23 protein-coding genes are annotated in these 21,402 nt (G+C 68.0%); 4 read left to right on the top strand and 19 right to left on the bottom strand.

Translation table 11 applies throughout. The features are described 5' to 3' along the window. Positions 1 to 69: 69 nt before the first annotated feature. The 5 genes from ntrC to glnA all read right to left on the bottom strand — a co-directional run bounded on the left by ntrC (position 70) and on the right by glnA (position 6,387). The gene (ntrC, locus tag CYU89_RS02270) at positions 70 to 1,512 is read right to left on the bottom strand and encodes a nitrogen regulation protein NR(I) (protein WP_296278598.1); all 1,443 of its coding nucleotides are present in this window, start codon (positions 1,510 to 1,512) and stop codon (positions 70 to 72) included. Beyond that, the gene (locus tag CYU89_RS02275; RefSeq protein ID WP_296278599.1) at positions 1,502 to 2,554 is read right to left on the bottom strand and encodes an ATP-binding protein; all 1,053 of its coding nucleotides are present in this window, start codon (positions 2,552 to 2,554) and stop codon (positions 1,502 to 1,504) included. Before CYU89_RS02275 ends, ntrC begins: the two co-directional genes overlap by 11 nt. A gap of 61 nt (positions 2,555 to 2,615) precedes the next feature. Further along, a complete protein-coding gene (locus CYU89_RS02280; RefSeq protein ID WP_296278600.1) occupies positions 2,616 to 4,190 on the bottom strand; it encodes an ammonium transporter in 1,575 nt (524 codons plus the stop codon). Positions 4,191 to 4,206: 16 nt separating this feature from the next. Then, positions 4,207 to 4,545, bottom strand: a complete 339-nt coding sequence (locus tag CYU89_RS02285; protein WP_056880236.1) for a P-II family nitrogen regulator — start codon at positions 4,543 to 4,545, stop codon at positions 4,207 to 4,209. Positions 4,546 to 4,977: 432 nt separating this feature from the next. Next, entirely contained in the window at positions 4,978 to 6,387 is a 1,410-nt protein-coding gene (glnA, locus tag CYU89_RS02290; protein WP_296278601.1) for a type I glutamate--ammonia ligase, read from the bottom strand. Between the two features lie 212 nt (positions 6,388 to 6,599). Between glnA and CYU89_RS02295 the strand changes: the two genes are divergently transcribed. The 3 genes from CYU89_RS02295 (at position 6,600) to CYU89_RS02305 (ending at position 9,829) form a co-directional block, all read left to right on the top strand. Beyond that, on the top strand, positions 6,600 to 7,397 hold the full coding sequence (locus CYU89_RS02295; protein ID WP_296278602.1) for an undecaprenyl-diphosphate phosphatase: 798 nt from the start codon (positions 6,600 to 6,602) through the stop codon (positions 7,395 to 7,397). A 98-nt stretch (positions 7,398 to 7,495) separates the two neighbouring features. Beyond that, complete coding sequence (locus CYU89_RS02300) at positions 7,496 to 8,317, top strand: META and DUF4377 domain-containing protein (RefSeq protein ID WP_296278603.1); 822 nt, start codon at positions 7,496 to 7,498, stop codon at positions 8,315 to 8,317. A 93-nt stretch (positions 8,318 to 8,410) separates the two neighbouring features. Further along, positions 8,411 to 9,829: a hypothetical protein gene (locus CYU89_RS02305; RefSeq protein WP_296278604.1), complete on the top strand. Its 1,419-nt coding sequence runs from the start codon at positions 8,411 to 8,413 to the stop codon at positions 9,827 to 9,829. A gap of 19 nt (positions 9,830 to 9,848) precedes the next feature. On the opposite strand, the gene CYU89_RS02310 is transcribed toward CYU89_RS02305, so the two are convergent. The 9 genes from CYU89_RS02310 to CYU89_RS02350 form a co-directional block, all read right to left on the bottom strand. After that, positions 9,849 to 10,280 (bottom strand): RDD family protein, encoded by a 432-nt coding sequence (locus tag CYU89_RS02310; RefSeq protein WP_296278605.1) that lies wholly within the window; start codon positions 10,278 to 10,280, stop codon positions 9,849 to 9,851. A gap of 67 nt (positions 10,281 to 10,347) precedes the next feature. Beyond that, entirely contained in the window at positions 10,348 to 10,962 is a 615-nt protein-coding gene (locus tag CYU89_RS02315) for a YbhB/YbcL family Raf kinase inhibitor-like protein (protein ID WP_296278606.1), read from the bottom strand. Positions 10,963 to 11,074: 112 nt separating this feature from the next. Beyond that, positions 11,075 to 12,064 (bottom strand): alpha/beta fold hydrolase, encoded by a 990-nt coding sequence (locus CYU89_RS02320; protein ID WP_296278771.1) that lies wholly within the window; start codon positions 12,062 to 12,064, stop codon positions 11,075 to 11,077. A gap of 91 nt (positions 12,065 to 12,155) precedes the next feature. Then, positions 12,156 to 12,953 (bottom strand): lysophospholipid acyltransferase family protein, encoded by a 798-nt coding sequence (locus CYU89_RS02325; protein ID WP_296278607.1) that lies wholly within the window; start codon positions 12,951 to 12,953, stop codon positions 12,156 to 12,158. A 109-nt stretch (positions 12,954 to 13,062) separates the two neighbouring features. Further along, positions 13,063 to 13,485: a hotdog fold thioesterase gene (locus CYU89_RS02330; protein WP_296278608.1), complete on the bottom strand. Its 423-nt coding sequence runs from the start codon at positions 13,483 to 13,485 to the stop codon at positions 13,063 to 13,065. Between the two features lie 106 nt (positions 13,486 to 13,591). Further along, positions 13,592 to 15,577: a phospholipase D family protein gene (locus CYU89_RS02335; RefSeq protein ID WP_296278609.1), complete on the bottom strand. Its 1,986-nt coding sequence runs from the start codon at positions 15,575 to 15,577 to the stop codon at positions 13,592 to 13,594. Beyond that, a complete protein-coding gene (locus tag CYU89_RS02340) occupies positions 15,574 to 16,158 on the bottom strand; it encodes a YceI family protein (protein ID WP_296278610.1) in 585 nt (194 codons plus the stop codon). Before CYU89_RS02340 ends, CYU89_RS02335 begins: the two co-directional genes overlap by 4 nt. Then, the gene (locus tag CYU89_RS02345; RefSeq protein ID WP_296278611.1) at positions 16,155 to 16,631 is read right to left on the bottom strand and encodes a histidine phosphatase family protein; all 477 of its coding nucleotides are present in this window, start codon (positions 16,629 to 16,631) and stop codon (positions 16,155 to 16,157) included. The genes CYU89_RS02340 and CYU89_RS02345 overlap by 4 nt, the downstream gene beginning before the upstream one ends. Positions 16,632 to 16,645: 14 nt before the next feature. Further along, positions 16,646 to 17,278 (bottom strand): ParA family protein, encoded by a 633-nt coding sequence (locus CYU89_RS02350; RefSeq protein ID WP_192274192.1) that lies wholly within the window; start codon positions 17,276 to 17,278, stop codon positions 16,646 to 16,648. 180 nt (positions 17,279 to 17,458) lie between these two features. Between CYU89_RS02350 and CYU89_RS02355 the strand changes: the two genes are divergently transcribed. Beyond that, a complete protein-coding gene (locus CYU89_RS02355) occupies positions 17,459 to 18,958 on the top strand; it encodes an AAA family ATPase (RefSeq protein WP_296278612.1) in 1,500 nt (499 codons plus the stop codon). 61 nt (positions 18,959 to 19,019) lie between these two features. On the opposite strand, the gene CYU89_RS02360 is transcribed toward CYU89_RS02355, so the two are convergent. From CYU89_RS02360 to CYU89_RS02380, 5 genes are all read right to left on the bottom strand, one after another. Then, positions 19,020 to 19,331 carry a hypothetical protein gene (locus CYU89_RS02360; RefSeq protein WP_296278613.1) on the bottom strand — a complete coding sequence of 104 codons (312 nt, stop codon included), beginning with the start codon at positions 19,329 to 19,331 and terminating at the stop codon, positions 19,020 to 19,022. 52 nt (positions 19,332 to 19,383) lie between these two features. Next, positions 19,384 to 19,878 (bottom strand): hypothetical protein, encoded by a 495-nt coding sequence (locus tag CYU89_RS02365; RefSeq protein ID WP_296278614.1) that lies wholly within the window; start codon positions 19,876 to 19,878, stop codon positions 19,384 to 19,386. 54 nt (positions 19,879 to 19,932) lie between these two features. After that, positions 19,933 to 20,337: a VOC family protein gene (locus tag CYU89_RS02370; protein WP_296278615.1), complete on the bottom strand. Its 405-nt coding sequence runs from the start codon at positions 20,335 to 20,337 to the stop codon at positions 19,933 to 19,935. Positions 20,338 to 20,403: 66 nt separating this feature from the next. Continuing rightward, positions 20,404 to 20,790, bottom strand: a complete 387-nt coding sequence (locus tag CYU89_RS02375; protein ID WP_296278616.1) for a hypothetical protein — start codon at positions 20,788 to 20,790, stop codon at positions 20,404 to 20,406. Positions 20,791 to 20,872: 82 nt separating this feature from the next. Then, entirely contained in the window at positions 20,873 to 21,346 is a 474-nt protein-coding gene (locus CYU89_RS02380; protein ID WP_296278617.1) for a hypothetical protein, read from the bottom strand. Positions 21,347 to 21,402: the final 56 nt, after the last annotated feature.

The raw sequence follows: 21,402 nt of genomic DNA on the forward strand, positions 1-21,402 counted from the left end.
CAGTACGGGTCGTGGCCGAGTACCGTAACCACCGCTACCTTCACGATCAATGAAAGTCGCTGCGTTCCCTCATCCGCGCTTGCGACCGGGCCCCAGCTTCCGCGTCACGGTGTTGCGTCCCACGCCCAGCTTGGCCGCGGCTTCGGCACGGCGTCCATGCGTCAGTTCCAAGGCGACCTCGAGCAGCGTGCGGTCCAGGCGCTCGCGGGCTTCCGCATGCAGCGCCTCGGCGCCTTCCAGCAGGCGGCGGCGCGCCCACTCGCCCAGCGCGTGGTCCCACTCGCCGCGTCCACCGGCGACCGGTGCATGCAGCAGTGCGCCCTGCAGGTCGGCGGTGTTGATGACATCGGCCGGTGCCAGGGCCGCCAGTCGCCAGCAGACGTTTTCCAACTCGCGGACATTGCCCGGCCAGTCATGGGCCTGCAGCAGGTCCAGGGCGGGATTGCTGAAACGTTTCGGTGCGATGTCCAGCTTGCGCGTGGCCATGGCCAGGAAGTTCTCGGCCAGTTGCGGCACGTCCGCGCGACGCTCGCGCAGGGGCGGCAGTTGCAGGCGCACGACGTTCAGGCGGTGCAGCAGGTCGGCGCGGAAGCGACCCTCGGCGACCAGCCCATCGAGGTCCTGGTGGGTGGCGGCGATCACGCGCACGTCCACGCGGATCAGTTCGCGTCCGCCGACGCGGAAGAACTCGCCTTCCGCCAGCACGCGCAACAGGCGCGTCTGCAACGGCAGCGGCATGTCGCCGATCTCGTCGAGGAACAGCGTGCCGCCATCCGCCTGTTCGAAACGGCCGATGTGCCGCTTCTGCGCGCCGGTGAACGCACCGGCCTCGTGGCCGAATAGTTCGCTTTCCAGCAGTTCCGACGGGATGGCGGCGGTGTTCAGCGCGACGAAGGGTTTGCGCGAACGCGGCGACTCATGGTGCAGCGCATGCGCCACCAGCTCCTTGCCGGTGCCGGTTTCGCCGGTGATCAGCACCGACAGCGGCGCCTGCGCCAGCCGGCCGATCGCACGGAACAGCGCGCGCATGGTCGGCGTATCGCCGATCAGCTGGGGCGTGGCCGCCGCCGTCGCGTCGGCGTCCTGGGCAGCGTCGGCGCTCTCCTCCGCATCGGGCAGCGTGCGCGCGGCCAACGCCACCGCATCGTCCAGATCGAACGGCTTGGAGAGGAATTCGTGCGCGCCACCGCGGAATGCGCCCGCCGTGCTCGCCACGTCTGTGTACGCCGACATCACGATCACCGGCAGCTGCGGATGCGTGGCCTTCAGCTTGTCCAGCAGTACCAGGCCATCGTCGCCCGGCATGCGTACGTCGGTGAACAGGAGGTCGGGGGCCCCCCTCGCGCCGAGCGCGCTCAACGCGGCGGCAGCGCTGTCGAAGCCGTCCACCGCGTATCCCGCATCGCGCAGGGCGGTGGCGAGCACGAAGCGCACCGAGCGGTCGTCATCGACCACCCAGATGCGGCGCGCGTCGGCGGCGCTGCCATGGGCAGCCAGGCGATCAGTGGACATGACGTTCCTCGTCGTGGTCGTGCAGCGACTGCGGCAGCAGCAGGGTGAAGACCGTATGGCCGGGGCGCGAGCGGTAGGTCAGCGACCCCCGGTGTTCGCGTGCCACCTGTTGCGACAGTGCCAGGCCCAGCCCGCTGCCTTCGGCACGGCCGCTGACCAGCGGCAGGAACAGGTGCTCGGCGAGCGCTTCGGGCACGCCGCGGCCGTCGTCGACGATCTCCACCCGCAGCGCCATGGCGTGCAGGTGGTCGTGGATGCGCGAGCCGTGTTCGACACGGGTGCGCAGGATGATGTTGGCCGCACCCGCCTGCAGGGCGTTGCGGACCAGGTTCCAGACCGCCTGGGTCAGGCGGTCGGCGTCGCCGGACAGTTCCGGCAGGCTGGGGTCGTAATCGCGCTGCAGGCGCACCGACCAGCCGCCTTCGTTCTCGGCCAGGCGCAATACCCGCTCCAGCACCGTGTGGATGTTCAGCGGCGCATGCGGGCGCTGCGGCGAGGGCGACAGCAGTTGTTCCAGCAGTGTGTTGAGGCGGTTGATCTCGGACTCGATCAGTTCGATCAGTTCGCGCTCGTCGTCGTTGTCGTCGCGGTGCGCGGCCCGGCGTGCCAGCAGCTGCGCGGCACCCTTGAGGCCCGCCAGCGGATTGCGCAGTTCGTGTGCCAGTCCCTTCAACGCCGCACTCAGCGCGTTGGGCAGGGCCTGGGTGGGATCGAGCGCGGGGAATTCGTCCACCGGGTGCGCTTCCAGCAGCCAGCCGCCGCCCTCCAGCCGCGACAGCCAGCCCTCGGCGAAGCACGGCGATTCGCCGGGCATGCCCAAGGCCATGCGGTGCAGGCGCAGGACGTCGCGGTCGGTGTTGTCCAGGAAGCGCGCCATGGCGTCGCCTTCGATCTCCAGGGCCGCCAGCGGTTGCCCGATCAGGCGGCGGGTACTGACGCCCAGCCAGCGCGCGAAGGCCGGGTTGACGCCACGGATCAGTCCGCCGTCGTCCGCCCAGGCCACCGGCGTGCTCAGCGCGTCGGTGGTGGGGTCGAAACGCATGCGGGAGAGGTCCGGGGACGACATTGCACCAGTTTAGTGCAAAGCCGTCCCCGGCAAGCCATCAGGCCTCGTAGGCCGATTCACCGTGCGAGGTGATGTCCAACCCCTCGCGCTCGGCATCCTCGGAGACGCGCAGGCCGACGGTGTACTTCACGATGAGGAAGGACACCAGGGCCACCACGCTGGACAGCACCACCGTGATCAGCACGCCCTGCGCCTGGATCCACACCTGCGACCCGATGGAGTACTCGGCCACGGCGGTCTCGGTGACGTAGTCCCAGATGCCCGCGCCGCCCAGCGAGGGCGCAGCGAACACGCCGGTCAGCAGCGCGCCGGTGATGCCACCGACGCCATGCACGCCGAACACGTCCAGGCTGTCGTCCGCGCCGAGCATCTTCTTCAGGCCGCTGACGCCCCACAGGCACAGCACGCCCGCGATGGCACCGATGGCCAGCGCACCGTTCAGGCCGACCAGGCCGGCCGCCGGCGTGATCGCGACCAGACCCGCCACGGCACCCGACGCGGCGCCGAGCAGCGAGGGCTTGCCCTTGGTGATCCACTCGACCAGCAGCCAGGCCACCACCGCCGCGGCCGTGGCCAGGAAGGTGTTGACGAAGGCGATGGCGGCGACGCCACCGGCTTCCAGCGCGGAGCCGGCGTTGAAGCCGAACCAGCCCACCCACAGGATCGAGGCACCGACCATGGTCAGGGTCAGGTTGTGCGGCTTGATCGCCTCGCGGCCGTAGCCGGTGCGCTTGCCGATCACGTACGCGCCCACCAGACCGGCGATGGCGGCGTTGATGTGCACGACGGTGCCGCCGGCGAAGTCCAGCGCGCCCTTGGCCCACAGGTAGCCCGACTTGGCCAGCACGCCGTCCACGGCATCGGTACTGGTGAACGCATCGGGGCCGGGGAAGAACCACACCATGTGCGCCATCGGCAGGTAGGCGAAGGTGAACCACAGCACGGTGAACAGCATCACGCCGGCGAATTTCACGCGCTCGGCGAACGCGCCGACGATCAGCGCGCAGGTGATGCAGGCGAACGCACCCTGGAACACGAAGAACGCCAGTTCCGGAATGTAGACGCCCTTGGTGAACGTCGCCCCGATCGAGGACGCATCCAGTCCCGCGGCGAACAGCCGGTCGGTACCGCCGATGAAGGCATTGCCCTCGGTGAAGGCGAAGCTGTAGCCGTACAGCGCCCACAGCACCGCGACCAGCGAGAACACGGCCAGGTTCTGGATCAGGATGGACAGCACGTTCTTCGAACGCACCAGGCCGCCGTAGAACAGCGCCAGGCCGGGCAGCGTCATGAAGATCACCAGCACCGCGGAGACCAGCACCCACACCGTGTCGGGCTTGCTGATGGTCGGGGCCGGGGCTTCCTCGGCGGGGGCGGCTTCGGCCTCGGCCGGGGCCGCAATGGCTTCCGCAGGTGCGGCTGCTTCGACCGGCGCAGGCGCGGCCTCGACCGCGGGGGCGGCTTCGGCAGCGGCGGGTTCGGTCGTGGGTGCGGCGGTGTCCTGCGCGGCGAACACGGTGGCGGTCGTGCCCACCGTCATCAGGCCGAACAGCGCGGCCATGCACAGCATCCGGGTACGGGTCTTCCACCCGGAGAACAGTCGAGTCTTCATGTGGGGGCTCCGAGTGTTAGAGCGCGTCCGCGCCGACTTCGCCGGTACGGATGCGGATGACCTGGTCGATGGTGGTGACGAAGATCTTGCCGTCGCCGATCTTGCCGGTGCCGGCGGCCTGCTGGATGGCCTCGATGACGGCATCCAGTCGCTCGTCGGTCACGACGGTCTCGATCTTGATCTTGGGCAGGAAATCGACGACGTACTCGGCGCCGCGGTACAGCTCGGTGTGGCCCTTCTGCCGGCCGAAGCCTTTCACTTCGGTCACGGTGATGCCGGACACGCCCGCTTGCGACAAGGACTCTCGGACCTCGTCGAGCTTGAACGGCCGGATGATGGCGGTGATCAGTTTCATGCGCATACCCCGATGGTGGATGGAACCGGCCGACCGGAGCCGGCCGGCGGTTTCAGGTCACCCGTGCGCGCAGCCCCCTGGCGGCGGACACGTTGTCGGTGCGGAGCGGTGCATGAACCGCATCCGTGCCCACCGCGATCATTTGCGGCGGGAACGGATGACGTGGGAGGGAGCAGCGGTTCATGGACCTCTCCTGTGTTTCCCCAAGTACAGCGTTGGTGCGATCTCCAGGAATCGAAGACAGGTGGTGCCCCGGTTCCCCAACCGGGCGAATGCATCGCAGGACGATGCACTCGATAAGGTGCGGCGATGGCGACGGGTGGGAGGGGAGATCCGTCGCCATCGCCGCGAGAACTCAGTGCGCGCCCGCTGCGTCGCGGAGGGCCGGTGCATGGCCCTCCGCGTGCATGGCGATGTGCGCGCAGGCCTGCATCAGTTGGCGTAGTACAGCTGGTATTCCAGCGGGTGCGTGGCCGCGCGGAACTTGGTCACTTCCTGCATCTTCAGCGCGATGTAGGCATCGATGAAGTCGTCCGACATCACGCCGCCGGCCTTGAGGAAGTCGCGGTCCTTGTCGAGCGCGTCCAGCGCCTGGTCCAGGCTGGAGCAGACCTGCGGGATGTTCTTCTCTTCTTCCGGCGGCAGGTCGTACAGGTCCTTGTCGGACGGCGCGCCCGGATCGATCTGGTTCTTGATGCCGTCCAGGCCGGCCATCATCAGCGCGGTGAAGGTCAGGTAGCCGGACTGCAGCGGATCGGGGAAGCGGATCTCGATGCGGCGCGCCTTCGGATTCGCCACCCACGGAATGCGGCACGACGCCGAACGGTTGCGCGCCGAGTAGGCCAGCATCACCGGCGCCTCGAAACCCGGCACCAGGCGCTTGTAGCTGTTGGTGCCCGAGTTGGCGAACGCGTTGATCGCCTTGGCGTGCTTGAAGATGCCGCCGATGTACCACAGCGCCAGTTGCGACAGGCCGCCGTAGCCATCGCCCGAGAACAGGTTCTGGCCGCCCTTGGCAAGCGACTGGTGCACGTGCATGCCGCTGCCGTTGTCGCCGACGATGGGCTTGGGCATGAAGGTGGCGGTCTTGCCGTTGCGGTGGGCGACGTTGCGCACCACGTACTTCATGCGCTGCAGTTCGTCGGCCTTCTGCACCAGCGTGTTGAACTTGGCGCCGATCTCGCACTGGCCGGCGGTGGCGACTTCGTGGTGGTGCACTTCGACTTCGATGCCGACCTGTTCCAGCGTCTTGCACATCTCGGCGCGCAGGTCGTGCAGCGAGTCGGTCGGCGGCACGGGGAAGTAGCCGCCCTTGACGCCGGGACGGTAGCCGCTGTTGGCGCCGTCGTAGCTCTTGCCACTATTCCAGGCGCCTTCTTCGGAATTGATCTTGAAGAAGGTGTTGCCCATGTCGTTGGCGAACTGGACCGAGTCGAAGATGAAGAACTCGGGCTCCGGGCCGAAGAAGGCCACGTCGGCGACGCCGCTGGCCTTCAGGTGGGCCTCGGCGCGCTTGGCGATGCCGCGCGGGTCGCGCGTGTAGCCCTGCATGGTGGCCGGATCGAGGATGTCGCAGACCAGCACCAGGGTCGGGTCGGCGTAGAACGGATCCAGATAGGCCGTGCTCGGGTCGGGCAGCAGCACCATGTCCGACTCGTTGATGCCCTTCCAGCCCGAGATCGACGAGCCGTCGAACATCTTGCCGTCTTCGAACAGGGACGCATCCACGATGCTGACGGGGAAGGTGACGTGCTGTTCGACACCGCGCATGTCGACGAAGCGCAGGTCGACGAACTCGACCTTGTGGTCCTTGATCAGCTTCTCAACGTTGTCCAGGGACATCTCGGAACCTCGGGTTGGATAAGTGTGTGACGGGATACAGCAATCCCCGTGCCAACCCCGAGGACGCGGCAAGTGATTGATTGTCATGGACATCCTTGACGGATTAATCACACGGAATCCCTGTTTTGGTGCAGAATTTCGGTTCAGCGAACCAACGCGGTGCGTGGCGCTTTCCACTATTCTTTGCCGCCCTCCCCTGCAAGCCCGCTCCGATGACCGACCTGCTCGCCGCCCTGCTGCTCGGCATCCTCGAGGGCCTCACCGAGTTCCTGCCGGTGTCCAGCACCGGCCACCTGCTGATCGCGCAGCACTGGCTGGGCGAGCGGTCGGATTTCTTCAACATCGTGATCCAGGCCGGCGCCATCCTGGCCACCACCCTGGTCTTCCGGCGCCGCATCTGGGAACTGACGACCGGCTGCTGGCGCGATCCCCAGGCCCGCGACTACTCGATGAAGCTGGCGGTGGCCTTCCTGGTCACTGCGCTGGTCGGCCTGCCGGTGCGCCTGGCCGGATGGGAACTCCCGGAAACCGTCACGCCCGTGGCATGGGCCCTGATCATCGGCGGCGTGTGGATGTTGGTGGCCGAGCACTTCGCCGAGAAGCGCGGCGACGTCGCCACCATCACCTGGAAGGTCGCGGTGCTGGTGGGCCTGGCGCAGGTGGTGGCGGGCGTGTTCCCGGGCACCTCCCGTTCGGCCGCCGCGATCTTCATGGCGATGCTGGCGGGCACCAGCCGGCGCTCGTCCGCGGCGGAGTTCGTGTTCTTGGTCGGCATTCCCACCATGTTCGCGGCCAGCGGCTACGCATTCCTGGAACTGGTGAAGGACGATGCGCTGGGCAGCGAGAACTGGGGCGAGGTGGCGCTGGCATTCGCTGCCGCCACCGTCACCGGCTTCGTGGTGGTGAAGTGGCTGCTGGGCTTCATCAAGGCGCACCGCTTCACCGGCTTCGCGATCTATCGCATCGTGTTGGGCGCGCTGCTGCTTTTGTTGATGCCGGTCGGCAGCTGAGCCGCCGCGCTTCGTGCTTCCTACATGAGCGCTGCCGGCCTTCACCCCATTCCAACCTGCGGCGCGTTTGCATGGGGCCACCGTCGACGGAGAACGCCATGAAACGACTGCTGCTGCTTGCCTTGCCACTGGCCCTCGCGGGCTGCCCCAAGCCGGGGGAACGAGCCGACACGCCAGCGCCCACCGTGGCCGCCACTCCGGACACCCTGGCAGCCGCAACGATCGACGCGGCCGCCCTGCTTCCCCGGTACCACTGGCAACTCATGGACGCGACCGACACGCAGGGCAGGCGCATCGATGCGCTGTTCGTACGGCCCGACAAGCCGGTGCAGCTCGACTTCAGGGAAGGACGGCTGGGCGTGTCCAACGCCTGCAATCGCATGGGCGGCACCTACACGCTGTCGGACACCAGCCTCACCATCGGCCGACTGACGTCGACCATGATGGCCTGCACCGACAATGCGCTGATGGCGCTGGACCAGGAGATCGGCAAGCGACTGGATGGGACGTTGAAGGTCGCCGCCACGCAGGACGGCGTCGCTCAACTCGCGCTGACCACCGCGACCGGAGAAAAACTGCTGTTCGCCGGCAACCCGACCGCCGAAACCCGCTATGGCGGCCCCGGCCAACGCGTGTTCCTTGAAGTCGCGGCGGACACCAAGCCGTGCAGCCACCCGCTGATTCCCGACAAGCAGTGCCTGCAGGTGCGCGAGATCGCCTACGACGACAAGGGCCTGAAAGTCGGCACGCCGGGCGAGTTCCAGCACTTCTACGACAGCATCGAGGGCTACACGCATGAGCCCGGCATCCGCAACGTCCTGCGCGTGGACCGCTACACGGTGAAGAACCCGCCCGCCGACGGATCTTCGAATGCCTACGTGCTGGACATGGTGGTGGAGTCGGCCAGCGAGAAGAAATAAGGTCCGTCGCACGAAGCGCGCCTGATCCAGGGCGTGCTTCGTGGCTGTCGGTCAGCCGCTATAGTGGCGCGTCGCCGCACCTGACGCGCCAGCATGCACCCCCCCGCAAGGAACGCTTCTCCCCTTCCCTGGATCGCTGTCGCACTCCTGGTCGTCTCCGCCCTGCCGATGTGGTGGCCGGCGCTGCAGACGCCATTCTGGGGCGACGACTACGTGTTCCTGCATGCGGCGCATGCAACGAATGCCATGGGCGCGCCGTGGTGGTCGGATTTCTGGCCTTCGTCGCCGCCGCGCTTCTGGCGGCCGCTTTCGCAGGAGGGCTACTGGCGCTGGATCGACGCGTCGCTGGGCGGCAGTGCGCATGCCGCGCACGTGGTCAGCCTGATCCTGCATGTCCTGGCCACGCTGGGCGTTGCGCTGTTCGCCCTCCGCCTCACGCGCGCCTGTCGCTGGCAGCACGCCGGCCGCATCGCCGCGCTCGCTGGCGCCGTGTACGGCGGACTGACGATGCACCTGTTGCCAGTGCATTGGGCGGCCGCCGCCAACAATGCCCTGCTGACGCTGTTCACCACGCTGCTGCTGGCTGCATGGATCAGTGCGCGTGATGCGGCCGGCAGCTGGCGTGCGGTGCTGCTCGCGTCGCTGCCGGCATGGCTGGCGCTGGCATTGCTGAGCAAGGAATCCGCCGCGCTGACGCCCGCGCTGATGATCGTGGTCGCCGCTTTCGTTGCCATGCGCAGGCCGGATCGCGGCGAACTCGTCGCATGGCTCGCCTGCGTGGCCGTCGTTGGCGTGTGGCTGGTGCTGCGCGCGCGCTTTACCGCCAACACCGATGCGTCGTACGCATTCGGCCTGGGCAGCAATGTCGTGCGCAACGCCGCATCGTTCGGCGCATGGCTGTTGAACGTCCCGCGCGAGGCGATGCGGATGGCAGTCGCGGGCGAACGCATGCAAGGACTGGCCTGGATCGCGGCCACCGCACTGCCGATGCTGGCAGCCTGGGCGGTCGCCGGTTGGCGCGGGCGGAGGCTGCTGACGCGGTGGCAGTGGATGTGCGTCGGTGCGTTCGCCGTGCTGGCGTACGCGCCCTACTTCCTGTTCGCCTGGAACAGCTACGAGTATTACGCAGCCATCGCCGTGATCCTGCCCGTGATCGCGCTGGCGCGCTGCCTGGCGACCGATGCTGCCGCGCTGTGGGTGGCGATGCTGATCGTGGTGTCGTCGTGGATCGCGGTGGAGGGCACGCGCCGGCTGGACCATCCTGGCCTGATCGGTCGCGCGCAGTGGGCGGAAACGACGCTGCAGGCACTGGAATCGCAACGGATCCCCGCGCCGCTGCATGTCAGCGTCGCGGACGCGCAGCGCTTCTATGCCATCGGCCAGATGGGACTGGCATGGCGGCTGGGCCTGGATCCGGAGCAGGTCCGCGTGGCACCGGCATGCCCGCCCACCGGCACGTGCCTGGTCATCGGGGCCGACGGGCGGACACGCTGGCGAAACGCGGCGGAGTGAGGCACCGCACGCGCATCCCTCACGCAATCGCGGCCGCGCGCCTCCGTACCACGCGCGTGCGCGGCCAGAGGTCGTGCCAGCCCCGCGGATCGTCATCGTCCGCCAGCAGGACCGAGAAGGCTTCGAACGGCACCACGCGACTCGCGCTGCGCAGCAGTGCCTGGCCGAACCGGACCCGGCGCCCTGCCTCGTCGACCACGCGCGTACCGGTCACGAGCTTGCCGATCGTGGTTCCAGTGATGCCTTCCATCAGCGTGTAGTAGAGGATGATCGCAACGTAGCCGATCAGCTGTTCTTGCCACCACGTCAGCCGCCCGGCCCACGCCAGCACCGCGTCGCCGCCGATCATCCCCGCGACCAGCAGGGCCAGGAAGATGAGCCCGATCACGATGACGCGATCGATCATCCAGTGGACGAAGCGGCGGCCCTTCGTGGCCGGCACATGCGGCACGCCGTCGCCTCCGGGATCGGCGACGGCGCTTCGCGGGCTCTCGTAGGGATTGCCGCCCTCCACGGGCTCAATCGCGCAGGGTCGCGTTCAAGGTGTACGTGCCGTGCACCAGTGCTTCCGCCAGCACATGGCCCTGCATCGCACGCTCCACGTCGCCGGCGGTGAAGCGGGCCGGCAGGTCGAGCGCGGCGACATCCAGTGCGAACAGGCGGAAGAAGTAACGGTGCACGCGGGCATCGTTGAACGGCGGATAGGGACCGTCGTAGCCGTGGTAGTCGCCTCCCATCTGCGCATCGCCGGCAAACCAGCCGGTGTAGTCGTTCAATCCCTGGCGTGCGCCGGCCGGTCCGGCGGGCTGCTGCTTGCCCCGGGCAGTGACGCCGTCGCTGCAGCTGCCGGCCGCGATCTCGCGCACGCCGGGAGGGATGTCCGCCATCGCCCAGTGGATGAAATGCGCGCGCGGCTGCTCCACCGGGATCTGCAGGTCGTCGCGACCCACGGTGTCCGGCACGGTCGGTGCATCGGGGTCGATGCAGAGCAGGGCGAAGGACTTCGTCCCGTCCGGCACGTCGGTCCACGCCAGGTGCGGGTTGCGGTTGGCGGCGAACCCGTCGGGCTGACCCATCGCGAACTCGGCCGGGATGGGCTTCATGTTCTCGAAACTGTCGCTCCACAGACGCATGGGTGGCTCCTCGAAAAAGGGGAAGACCAGGCGCGGAAGGGGCGCCGTCGCAGTCCGGATGGCGCGCCCGGCCAACGCCCGGAAACGACCCGATTGTAACGGGCGGGACCGCTCAGGCCGCGGTGGCGGCCAGGCGCTCGGCGACCCAGCGCTCGGCGTAGCCATCGCCGGCGACGTTCTCGATGAAGGCGCAATGCCCGCCCCATGGCGCGATCTCCAGCGTGGCCTGGGGCGGCAACGCCCAGTCGCGGAAGGTGTCGAACGGGATCACCGGATCGTCCTCGGCCATCAGGATGTGCGCCGGCACCTCGAGGCCGGCAAGCCGATCCCCCGAGATCGCATAGCCGTCGAAGTAGGCGTCCAGGGTGCCGAAACCGGTGTGGCGCTGCACCAGCCAATCGGTCAGCGCGCGGATGTCGAGCGCCAGCACGGTGTCGTCGAAATCGTGCCGCTGCGGGAACAGGTGGCGCTTGCGCTCCAGCGAACGGCGCCACTTCCGCGCGAAATACCAGTCGTACAGCGGCATGCCGCGCTCGATGCGGTCCATCGTGGTGGCCGGATCCAGCAGCGGGCAGACCGCCGCCACGTGCGCCAGCGCCAGCCCGGCCTGCGGCGCGCGCAGTGCCAGGCGCAGTGCGAAATTGCCGCCCAGCGAATAGCCCGCCACCCGCATCGGGACGTCGCCGGCGAAGCGCCGCGATATGTCGAGTGCGGCATGCACCACTTCGTCCAGGCGGTTGGAGTGGAACAGGTCTTCGTTGAGGTGGTGAGTGTCGCCGTGGTCGCGGAAGTTCAGCCGGAACACGTCGAACCCGCGCGCCAGAAGCTGCGCGGCGGTCAGCCGCATGTAGTTGGAATCGGCGCTGCCTTCCCACCCATGCAGCAGCAGCACCAGGCCGCGCGGGGTACGCCCCGGCACCTGGCTGTGGAAGCCCTGCAGGCGCACGCCATCGCCACCGTCCACGATGTATTCCAGCGTTACCGCGCCGCTGCCCGCCAGCGCCCGCAGCGCACGGCGGCGGCGCAGCGCGCTGGATCCCAGCACCGATTGCAGGTGCGGGTTGCGCAGCCAGCGCGGCGGTCGGAAGTCGGCGGCAGTGATCATGGGGTCATCGCGGCAACGTGGGCACGAGGGTGGCACCGGTGGGCCGAGTATTCCCTCGAATACGTCGCAAGCCCGTCATGGCGGCCGCTCAGGCGTCCGCCATCGCCCGCACGATCCGCTCGCGCGAGAGGTCGGCGATGCGCCGGCGACCCTCGACGTCGGCGACCCGGATCGGTTCCAGGAAGCAGATATCGGCCGTGCGCGCCGGCTCGCCCAGCAGGCGGACGAAGTTGGCGAAGAAGCTTTCCCTGGGTCCGAACGCCACCACCGGCTGGGCGCTGCCGCGTGCGCCGTAGCGCAGTGCGACCGGCTGCACCGGCACGCCGGCCTCGACCGCCGCCAGGAAGATGCGCGCATGGAACGGCCCGACCTCGTGGCCGTCGCGCGTGCGTCCTTCAGGGAACACCCCGACCGAACGCCCCTCGCGCAGGCGCCGCATCATGGCCTGCAGCACGCCGCCCAGCGATTCCTGGCTGCCGCGCTGGTGGAAGATGGTCTGTCCCTGGGCCGCCAGCCACCCCACGACCGGCCAGCCACGGATCTCCTGCTTGGCCACGAAACCCATCATGCGCTGGCTGTGCAGTGCCTCGATGTCGATCCAGCTGACGTGGTTGGCCACGAACATCGTCGGGCCCGGCAACGGCGCGCCGACCCGCCGCAGGCGGAACCCGAAGATGCGCATCAGTCCACTGGACCACCAGCGCACCGCCACGTCGCCCGCGGTTTCGGCGCCCACGCGTATCCACACCAGCAGCGGCGACAGGCACAGCAGGGTGATCGGCAGGAAGAGCAGCAGGTGGATGAGCAGCAACGGCACGCGGTACGCGTAACGGAAGGCCCGTGCCACGCCGCTGCCGCCAGCAACATGAACAGGGGGCGGCGTCATGCGTTCACGATAGCAGGAGTGAGGGTGGGAGGGGCAGGCGTGAGGGGAGCGGAGTGGGGAGTGAGCGAAGACGAGGGCTCTGGGTGTCAGCACTCTTCTCCCTTCCCCACTAGCTCCGCGGTACGACCGCCAGCGTCAGCCTCGAGACGCAGACCAGCTTGCCGTCGTCGTTCTCGATGCGTATTTCCCACAGCTGCGTGCTGCGGCCCACGTGCAGGGCCCGCGCGGTGCCGGTGACCACGCCGCTGCGCATCGCGCGCACGTGGTTGGCGTTGATCTCCAGGCCCACGACCATCTCTTTCGTCGTATCGACGCACAGGTTGCCGGCCACGCTGCCCAGCGTCTCGGCCAGCGCCACCGATGCGCCCCCGTGCAGGATGCCGTAGGGCTGCACGGTGCGCGCATCCACCGGCATGGTGCCGCGCAACCAGTCCTCACCCGCTTCGGTCATCACGATGCCGAGGTTCGACACCAGCGTATTGGCCGCATGCGCGTTGACGGCGGCGAGATCGACGGGGGCACGGAAAGCCATGGCGTTTCTCTTGAAGAGCGAGTGGAGGGGAGCGGGGCGCAGAGGCGTAAGAGGGTGAAGGGTAAGGGGTGCGCTCACTCCTCGCTCCTCTCCGCTCACTCCGCCCTTACAGAATAGGTACCAGCCCAGCGCCGAATGCGGTGAGCACGCGGGTGTACAGCCATTTCGGCCCGACGTTGACCTCGGGGAAGTCGCCGACCGCCACGTAGCAGCGATGGAAAGCGGGGTCTTTCGGGCTGACCGGCAGCGGGCAGTCGGGACCGGGCTGGAATTCGTAGCTGGTGGCGTAGCGCCATGGCCAGAGATCGAAGATCGGCAGGGCTTCGGACACCTTGCCCAGGCTGTAATCCAGCCCGGAGAACACCGGCGGCTTGGCGCGCGGCGCGATCGTCCAGGCGTTCTCCGGCGACATGTCGCGGCGGATGCTGTCGGCCAGCGCGCGTGCGAACGCAGGGTCGTCGATCACCACCGCCGCCTCGGTGTTGTAGTTTTCCGAGCGCGGGTCGAAGTTGTGCGTGCCGATCACCGCCGTTTCGCCGTCGATCACCATCGACTTCGCATGCAGTCCCATGCGCACGCCGGCGCGCTTCAGCGGCAGCGGCTCCGATCCGGCGCCGCTGCTCAGGAACGACGGCCGCGATTCGGTGCGCTGGAGGCGGCGCGTGGTCTCACCGGACGCCGCGTTCGACGAGGAGCCACCCGAAGGACCGAGGGAACCCGACGGTCCGCGCAGGCGACCCGTGCCGCTGCCGCTGCCGCCGCCTTGCGCATCGGGCGAGGCGACGGGCGGGCCTTCCGGCATCAAGGCCGCATAGTCCACCGGCGCGTCCTCGGGGAACGGCTTGTATTCGTGGATGCGGAACCCGAACTCGCGCAGGTAGCGGCGCTTGTACTTGAACGACATCGAATAGACGATCGGGTTGTCGGTCGCGGCCAGGCTGTTGGTCGACACGGTCACCTGCGGCGGCGGTTCGCGCTGGCGCATGTCGCGGAACATCGCCTGTGCCTGCTTCGACATGACCAGATAGGGCGTCTGCAGCAGCACTTCCGACTTCGCGCCTCGGATCAGCGCTTCGAGTTCCGGCGCGGCGGGCGCGTCGTCGTCGCGTCGCTCGCGACGGTGCTTCTGCGGCAGGTCGGCGATGTAGCGCACCGCGCCGACGGCGAACGCAGGGTCGACGAAGCGCGCCTGCACAACCGCCGGGTCGCTCGCCTGCTCGACCGCTTCCTGCACGCGCGCCGGCCGCAGATAGCGCGGCACCGGCATCGTCGGCACGCCGTCACGCAGCAGCCTGCGCCCCACGTCGTTGAGCCGCTCGGCCGGCACGCTCCGCCGCGCGTCCCAGAAGGCCTGGAAGTTCGCCGCCATGGCCGAGGCCTCAGGTCCGGCGACCAGCACGTCGCGGTCGCGGAAGTTGTACTCCGCATCCCAGTCGAAATAGTCGTCCTGGTAGTTGCGTCCACCGCTGATGCCGATGCGGTCGTCCACCAGCAGCAGCTTGGTGTGCATGCGCTGGTTGAAACGGCGGAAACAACACAGCACGCTGCCGGCATAATCCAGATAGTTCAGCTTGGCCTTGCCGAAGCTGGGGTTGTAGATGCGGATGGAAAAGTTCTGGTGCGCGCCGGACAGCGCCGCCAGGATCTCCAGGTCGGCGATGGCCGACAGCTGGTCGATCAGCACGCGCACCTTCACACCACGGCGGGCCGCCGCGAGCAGCTCGTCCAGCACCAGCCGCGCGCTGTCGTCCTTGTCGAAGATGTAGGTCTGCAGGTCGATGCGCGCGCGCGCGCTGCGGATCAGGTTCAGGCGCGCCAGCAGCGCATCCGACCCCTTGTCCAGGATCACCGCGTAATGCCGGGGCGCGGCCGGCGTGGACGCAGCCGATGCCTGGCCGGCCATGTCGTACAGCGGCGACGGCAACGCACAGGCGTCGGCCTGTGCGCACTCGACGACTGGGGACCGGGCGGCGGCGGCGATGCCGGCCGCGCGGTCGCGCTGGCGGTCGGACAGGCTGGCGCAGGCCGTGCCCAGCAGCGCAAGGCTGAGCACCGCGCAGCGCACGGCGAGCGTGGAGAAACGGGAGGTCACTGCGTCTTTCCGCCCCGGATGCGGGCGCGCAGCACGAATACCACGCGGTCGCTGACCGCCAGCATCCAGTCGTCCATGTCGTAGTCGCTGCGGCGCACCGCACCGGTGGCGACGACGTCGCAGTCCACGGCGGGGCGGGCGCAGGTGCCGGGGGCCACCGTCAGGCTGCGGGGCCGGCTGATGCCCTTGATGCTCAGGTCGCCTTCCAGCGTGCCGCCGTCGTAGAGCAGCATGGGGTCGTAGGGCTTGGAGGTGAACGTGACCACCGGGTAGCGATCAGCGTCGAAGAACTTCTCGCTGCGTGCCCATTCGGCATAGCGGGCGTGGTCGACGATCTCGACCTCGCGCGTGTACATCCGCAGGCGCACCTGCTGGCGCCCGTCGGGCAGGTGCTCGACCGATCCCTCGTAGCGGGGGAACACGCCGTCCAGCACCTGGCCCCAGCGCGTGCGCAGTTCGAACCCCAGGCGCGTGTGCCCGGGGTCGAAATCGTTCCTGCCCTGCGCCCAGGCGGGTGCTGCGCACAGCAGGGCCAGGCACAGCACGACCAGCCAGGCGGCCAGTGGCAGTTCCGGCTTCATGGCCACCAGAACGCGGAGAGCTGTGCCACGCCCGGCTCGATGGCGGCGTCCACCGGCAGGGTCAGCACCACGACCCCCGCCGGCGGCATGCCGCGGTACTCGCTGGTCACGCCGGAATACATCAGCGCCGCCAGCTGCTCGAAGCCGGGGTTGTGCCCCACCATCAGCAGGCGTTCGGCCTCGCGGTGCTGGTCGGCCAGGTCGGCCAGCGTGCCGGGAGTGGCTTCATAGATACGCTCCTCCAGCCGCTGCTCCACGTAGCCGATCGCATCCAGCACCGCTTCCAGCGTCTCCCGGGCCCGGCGCGCGGGGGAACACAACACGCGATCAGGCGCCAGGCCCTGCTCCTTCAACCAGCGTGCGACGGCCTCGGCCTCGGCCAGGCCCTGCGGCGACAGGGGACGGTCCAGGTCGGACTGCCCGGGGGTCGCCGGTTCGGCATGGGCATGGCGCAACAGGATGAGTTCACGCATGGGACGCTTGCTCCTTAGGCTTTCTTGATCCACTTCAACAACGGTTCCCAGTCGGCCTGGTGCTCGCGCACCTGGGCCGAGCGGTAGTCGAACAGGCTGCGGCCCAGGCCCGCCATCACCACGTAGGCCTGGGTGTCGCGCAGCTGGGTGATGACCGGGTAGGGCCAGGTCTTCAGCATCTCCACCGCCTGCTGCGATGCGTTCGTCCACGGCTTGCTGCGGTTGACCACCAGGCCGACCGGCAGTTTGCGCTTGTGCACGCGTGGCACCTTGGCCATGGTGTTCAGGAAGCCGACGGTGGCCTCGATATCCAGCGCCGACGGCAGCACCGGCACGACGACGGCGTCGGCCTGCTCGAGAAAGCTTTCGAGATCGTCGGCCATCGCGCCGGCCGGCGCATCGATCACCACGCGCTCGGCGTCCTCCGGCAGCCACGCCTTCCAGGCACGCTTGCCGCTCGCGTCGATCGGCAGCACCGCCGTTTCCAGTTCCGCCCGGCGCTCGGCCCAGCGGGTGGAGGAATGCTGCGGATCCACGTCCACCAGCACGGTACGTTTGCCATCCAGTGCGAAGTACGCCGCCAGATTGGTCGCCAGGGTGGTCTTGCCCGCGCCGCCCTTGGAGCTGGCGACCAGAATCGTCTTCATGCGCGCACCTCGTTGCTGGAGAACCCGGAGGGTACACCGGGGGCGGTGAAGCAGAAAGGCGGGGAGGCAGTCGTGAGGCGAGAGGAGTGAGCGAAGGCAAGACCCGCCTTCCCCTCACTCCTCACTCCTCGCCCCTCACGCCTTGCTGTTATCGTTCCGTCCCCACGGACCGGATGCCCCATGAACGAGCTGCAGGACCTGACTGCGCTGATCCGCGCCAACACCCCGCTGATCGTCATCGAGACCCAGGACGAAGGCCGCGTGGTCGAGCTTTTCCGGCAGGCCTTGGGGCAGGTGTGGCGGGCGCTGTTCCGCTGGAGCATCACCGAGGGCCTGCGCCGGCTGGACATGGACCGCGAGGACGCCGCCGTCGGCCCGCCCGACGCCAGCGCCGCCCTGCAGGCCATCAAGCAGGCCGACCAGCGCGGCATTTACCTGCTGCTGGATTTCCACCCCTACCTCGGCTACGCCAGCAGCCAGCGCCAGCTCCGCGACATCGTGCAGCGCCGCCACAGTCTGCCGCACGTGGTGGTGCTGGTGGGCGCGAAGATCGAACTGCCGGCCGAACTGGACGCGCTGGCCGTGCGTTTCAGCCCGCGCCTGCCCGACGGCAACGCCCTGCTGAAGATGGTCCGCGAGGAAGCCGAGCACTACGCCCGCGAGCACGGCGGCCGCCGCGTCGAGGCCGATGGCGAGGCGGTCAAGCAGATCGTGCGCAACCTGCAGGGCCTGAGCCTGGTCGACGCGCGACGGATCGCCCGCCAGCTGATCTTCGCCGACGGCGCCCTGACCGCCAGCGACCTGCCCGCGCTGAACAAGCTGAAGTTCGAGTTGCTCAACCGCAGCGGCCACCTCCACTACGAATACGACACGGCGAAGTTCGCCGATGTCGCCGGCGCATCGCGGCTCAAGCGCTGGATCGAGCAACGCCGCGCGGTGTTCGTGTCCGGCAATCCGCCGCCGGGCCTGGACCTGCCGAAGGGCGTGCTGCTGCTCGGCGTTCAGGGCTGCGGCAAGTCGATGCTGGCCAAGGCCACGGCTGCCGGTTTCGGCGTGCCGCTGCTGCGGCTCGACTTCGGCACGCTGTACGACAAGTACCACGGCGAGACCGAGAAGAACCTGCGGGCCGCGCTGGCCTCGGCCGAACAGCTGGCGCCGTGCGTGCTCTGGATCGACGAGATCGAGAAAGGCCTGGCCAGCGGCGGCGACGAGGACGGCGGCGTCTCGCGCCGCGTACTCGGTTACCTGCTGACGTGGATGGCCGAACGCAAGGCTGGCGCCGGGAGTGGACAGGTGTTCCTCGTCGCGACGGCGAACCAGGTGCAGGACCTGCCACCGGAACTGCTGCGCAAGGGCCGCTTCGACGAGATCTTCTTCGTCGACCTGCCCTCGCCCGATGCACGCGTCGAGGTATTGCGCGTGCATCTCACCCGCCGCGCGCTGGACCCGGAAGGCTTCAACCTGCCCGCGCTCGCCGCCGCGGCGAACGGCTTTTCCGGCGCCGAACTGGAACAGGCCATCGTCTCGGCGCTCTACGCCGCGCATGCCGAACAGAAGCCACTGGACACCGACCTGGTGATGCACGAGATCCGCAGCACCCGCCCGCTATCCGTGCTGATGGCCGAACAGGTGCAGGCGCTGCGGGAGTGGGCGCGGGAGCGTACGGTTCCCGCGGACTGACTTTGGCTCCGGTGGCGGTAGCGACGTCAGTCGCGAATGGCCGACAGCAGTCTGTCCAACGTCATGCCAGCAGGAAGCCGACAACGTAGATCACCAGGATCGGGAACGACAGCAGGATGAAGAGCTGGAAGCGGTAAAGCAGGTACAGCACCTTCCGCTCTTCGCCGGGCAGGTCGAACAACGCCCTCGACATGCGGAACTTCATCAGGTTCGTCACCAGGTGCAGTGGCGTCCCGAACGAACGGAACTGATCGATCTCGGGGTGATGCGGATGCACCTCGGCAATGGCCGCCTTCAGCCGGCGGATCCAGACGTAGTTGTTGGCAAAGGCACTCAGCACTACGGCGAACAGGGCGTATTCGATCAGCTTCATGCCGGGACGCGCCCGCCGGGAATCCCGTGTCCGTGGAGCGGCACTGTACGACTCATCGCGCACCACCCTCGCACATCTGCCGGCGCCTCGGCGGCACGTACGCCTCGCTGCCGAAGCAGTAGGACGTCCTCAACGCACCTTCCATCTGATGCGCGTAGATGGTGTACCGCTCGGCCACGCTCACGCGCAGTCCGCAATCGGAATCGCCGTACCCCGTCATGACCTGAACACGCTGGGGGCCTTTGCCCTTCACATACTCGGACACCTCGAAAGTAACGCGCACGGTGTCAAGGAACCTTCCGTAGGCAGGGATCTCTTCTTCCGACGGTGCGCCGAACAGCGCAGCCAGCGTCGCGCGGACCTGTCCCCACGCATTCCGCGCCGGCGGCAACGGACGTACCTCTTCGATCTTCACCGGACTGCCGACGAACACCAGCGTCGCCTTCTCCAGCGGCGAGCCTTCTAGGTCCTCCGGAGAACACAGGCAGGCGAGTGCGTTGCCCGCCACGCAGGCCGCTGGCAGCACCAGGTATCGCCATCGCGACATGCGCCTCATGATGTCCCCCTCGAACCTGTCTCACACGATTCGCGCATCCGCCGCTCATCCCCGCGTGTTCTTCTCATCCCATGCCATCGGCTGCCACAGCTCCACCTTGTTGCCTTCCGGATCCATGATCCACGCGAACTTGCCGTTCTCGTGCGACTCGGGGCCTTTGACGACCGGCACGTCGGCGGCGCGCAGCTGTGCAAGCAGCGCATCGAGGTCATCGACGCGGTAGTTGATCATGAAGGCACTGTCGCTGGGGCTGAACCACTGGCTGTCCTTGTCCGCGACGGTCCACACCGTCAGTCCCCTGTCGTCGGCCGTATCCTCCGGCCAACGCAACACGGCGCCACCCCATGCTTCCAGCGGCAGTCCGAGATGCGTGTGGTACCACGCCGCCAGCGCCTTGCTGTCGTGGCGACTCTTGAAGAACACGCCGCCTATGCCCGTCACTTTCGCCATCGTTCCATCCTCCCGGGATTGAGTGTTGTGTTGACCATGGTTTCGCACGTCACGTCGATGCGGCCGTCAGAACGTGGTGGTCTGCCTCAGGTACACGTCCATCGTGTAGGCGAACGCATAATCGCGCATCTTCGCGCGCTGTTCCTGCCGATACCGCGCGGGATCGAGGAAGATGCCCGCGTTCGTACTGGTTTCGGACACAACGGCAGTGGCCTTCTCGAACGCCATGAACGGCCCGATGCACGCGGCGTAGGCTGCGGTTGCCACATCCGTCGGCGTGCCCTTCACGGGCGTCAGTGCCCTGGCGAAGCGGCGTGCGTAGTCGGCATGGCATTCAAGCACTGCCTTGGCGTGCGGGTCGTCGCCGAACATCGGGTCGGGCGGCGTCTCGGCGTGGGCCAAGGGAACGAGTGCCATCAGTGAAACGATGGCCGTCAGTGCATTCAATCGCATGTGGATCTCCTTGGGGTATCGGGTAGGACGGCGGAAGGGAACGCGCGGCCGGGACAGGCGGAGCTCACCCCGCATACGGGGGTCAGCCCTGCATTTCTTTCCGCCATGGAATCGGCTGCATGCAGTTCGTGTTGACCGACACGGTGCGTTGCGGATCGATGTCCTCGATCCATGCCCTGAAGTGGGCGGCGTCCGTCCTGCGGTACCGGACGATATACGCCTTGCCCGGCTGGAAATCGTGCGTGAGCGAAGCGCCGCCGACACGGTGCGACATCACCCTGTCCGTCGTGAAGTAGCTCACCGACACCGTCCTGCGACCCGGAGCGAGCACGACCTTGGCGATCTGGAATGCCGGGAAAGTGATGGTATCGAGTTGCTGGAGCTCCTTCACCAGCACGGACGCAGTGGACCCGCCGCTTCCCGGCTCGGTGTAGGTGCCCGTCGTGGGCACGGAGAGGCTCGAGCAGGCAGACACGAGGAGCATCAGGGGAAGGACAGCGCATCGTTTTTGCATCGGCTCCTCGGCGTCCATGACGGGGGTCTTCAGCATGAGCATGGCGAGGCTCGCAGGGCCGCGCAAGTCTCGTCCATCCTACCGGTGGCCTCGCGCCT

The sequence above is a fragment of the Pseudoxanthomonas sp. genome (assembly GCF_002863005.1).
In the GTDB taxonomy this organism is placed as follows: domain Bacteria; phylum Pseudomonadota; class Gammaproteobacteria; order Xanthomonadales; family Xanthomonadaceae; genus Pseudoxanthomonas_A.

Excerpts from the sequence above, each read along its gene's own strand:
- CYU89_RS02375 (WP_296278616.1), bottom strand. The coding sequence starts at position 20,790 with ATGCGATTGAATGCACTGACGGCCATCGTTTCACTGATGGCACTCGTT.
- CYU89_RS02360 (WP_296278613.1), bottom strand. The coding sequence starts at position 19,331 with ATGAAGCTGATCGAATACGCCCTGTTCGCCGTAGTGCTGAGTGCCTTT.
- CYU89_RS02315 (WP_296278606.1), bottom strand. The coding sequence starts at position 10,962 with ATGCGTCTGTGGAGCGACAGTTTCGAGAACATGAAGCCCATCCCGGCC.
- CYU89_RS02280 (WP_296278600.1), bottom strand. The coding sequence starts at position 4,190 with ATGAAGACTCGACTGTTCTCCGGGTGGAAGACCCGTACCCGGATGCTG.
- CYU89_RS02370 (WP_296278615.1), bottom strand. The coding sequence starts at position 20,337 with ATGGCGAAAGTGACGGGCATAGGCGGCGTGTTCTTCAAGAGTCGCCAC.
- CYU89_RS02340 (WP_296278610.1), bottom strand. The coding sequence starts at position 16,158 with ATGAAGCCGGAACTGCCACTGGCCGCCTGGCTGGTCGTGCTGTGCCTG.
- CYU89_RS02325 (WP_296278607.1), bottom strand. The coding sequence starts at position 12,953 with ATGACGCCGCCCCCTGTTCATGTTGCTGGCGGCAGCGGCGTGGCACGG.
- glnA (WP_296278601.1), bottom strand. The coding sequence starts at position 6,387 with ATGTCCCTGGACAACGTTGAGAAGCTGATCAAGGACCACAAGGTCGAG.
- CYU89_RS02355 (WP_296278612.1), top strand. The coding sequence starts at position 17,459 with ATGAACGAGCTGCAGGACCTGACTGCGCTGATCCGCGCCAACACCCCG.
- CYU89_RS02305 (WP_296278604.1), top strand. The coding sequence starts at position 8,411 with ATGCACCCCCCCGCAAGGAACGCTTCTCCCCTTCCCTGGATCGCTGTC.
- CYU89_RS02350 (WP_192274192.1), bottom strand. The coding sequence starts at position 17,278 with ATGAAGACGATTCTGGTCGCCAGCTCCAAGGGCGGCGCGGGCAAGACC.
- CYU89_RS02365 (WP_296278614.1), bottom strand. The coding sequence starts at position 19,878 with ATGTCGCGATGGCGATACCTGGTGCTGCCAGCGGCCTGCGTGGCGGGC.
- CYU89_RS02295 (WP_296278602.1), top strand. The coding sequence starts at position 6,600 with ATGACCGACCTGCTCGCCGCCCTGCTGCTCGGCATCCTCGAGGGCCTC.
- CYU89_RS02345 (WP_296278611.1), bottom strand. The coding sequence starts at position 16,631 with ATGCGTGAACTCATCCTGTTGCGCCATGCCCATGCCGAACCGGCGACC.
- CYU89_RS02275 (WP_296278599.1), bottom strand. The coding sequence starts at position 2,554 with ATGCGTTTCGACCCCACCACCGACGCGCTGAGCACGCCGGTGGCCTGG.
- CYU89_RS02380 (WP_296278617.1), bottom strand. The coding sequence starts at position 21,346 with ATGCTCATGCTGAAGACCCCCGTCATGGACGCCGAGGAGCCGATGCAA.
- CYU89_RS02330 (WP_296278608.1), bottom strand. The coding sequence starts at position 13,485 with ATGGCTTTCCGTGCCCCCGTCGATCTCGCCGCCGTCAACGCGCATGCG.
- CYU89_RS02300 (WP_296278603.1), top strand. The coding sequence starts at position 7,496 with ATGAAACGACTGCTGCTGCTTGCCTTGCCACTGGCCCTCGCGGGCTGC.
- ntrC (WP_296278598.1), bottom strand. The coding sequence starts at position 1,512 with ATGTCCACTGATCGCCTGGCTGCCCATGGCAGCGCCGCCGACGCGCGC.
- CYU89_RS02285 (WP_056880236.1), bottom strand. The coding sequence starts at position 4,545 with ATGAAACTGATCACCGCCATCATCCGGCCGTTCAAGCTCGACGAGGTC.